Source organism: Vibrio sp. 1F263, assembly GCF_041439035.1.
GTDB lineage: Bacteria > Pseudomonadota > Gammaproteobacteria > Enterobacterales > Vibrionaceae > Vibrio > Vibrio tasmaniensis_A.
This window is the reverse complement of sequence record NZ_JBGONI010000136.1, coordinates 1-1,085: the sequence shown is the minus strand read 5'-3', so window position 1 is coordinate 1,085 and position 1,085 is coordinate 1. Positions and strand designations below refer to the sequence as shown.

The window sequence follows — 1,085 nt, the reverse complement described above, 5'->3', positions numbered from 1 at the left end:
GCAAGGCTTTTTTACGTTCATTCATCAAGGAATTACCATGTCAAATAAGACCCTCTTTAATTCTGACCATCTACCGATATTAAAGAAACAATTACACACTATATTCGATCAACTTACCTTCGCTGAAATCATTCAGGGCAACGCCACCGAAAAAAACACATGGTTATCGATTTGCGCTCAAGCGGTAGGTTATGGCGACTGGGACGACTTAAAAGCGCAAGCAGTCACGCACCACGAGCCAACCCACAACATTCTATTTAACCAAGCATCCATCATTCCTTTCATCCAAAGTGTCAGAGTCAGCTTGGGGGAGCACATCGACAATATTGAAGGCTTTACCCATGTCATACTAAGAAACTTAACTACCGAAGAGTTAAACGCCATGAATGGCAATAAAGAAGAGCTTCCCCCCCTACCCAAAGCGCCAACGTCCTATACGTTAGAATTAGGACCGAATACGGCCTATGCCCGCGACCTTTTAGATTGGCTGTGGCCAAGAACAAAAAATTACCAAGTAGACCCTATCAACACTCAGTATCTAGCGCACATGAAAGAAAAGCGAATGAGCTTGAGCAAGTCTCAAGCAAAAGAGCGCGCTTTGGATGTTTACCCACACTCTGGCATGCTAATCAGAGACATCTTAGAGCAACTGATTTCAGAAAATTACCTAGAACTCAACGATGATCAAAGGTGCGTCACTTTTACTCGCAAAGGTCTTAATTATCTCAACGGAAAAATGACCCACGAATATGACGACCAATGGAAAGAATGGTTTAAGGCATTTGCAGCGCATCTCAAAAAAATCCCATACCGATACATCAAGATAGATTGGACACCCTATATCGATTTATATGCCCGGGGCATGTCACCCATTGAGGCGGCAAAAAGTCTTGAATGGTCAGAATGCTACACTCAAGCACACTCAGAGATCCAATCGGCCATTAAACACCAACTCGACATCCATCTGCCTCTATACCCCAAGGAACGATACCTGCAATTTACGCCTAGAATATTTCTGACACCTGAGCTGACCAGCAACAAGGTAACAGACATTCATTTTGAATTTATAGGACCCGACTGGGCTA

General features: G+C 43.5%; 1 protein-coding gene. It reads left to right on the top strand.

From position 1 onward, the window contains the following. Nucleotides 1–37: 37 nt before the first annotated feature. The coding region (locus ACED25_RS23520; protein ID WP_371696279.1) for a hypothetical protein at nt 38–1,085 on the top strand (1,048 nt) is incomplete at its 3' end.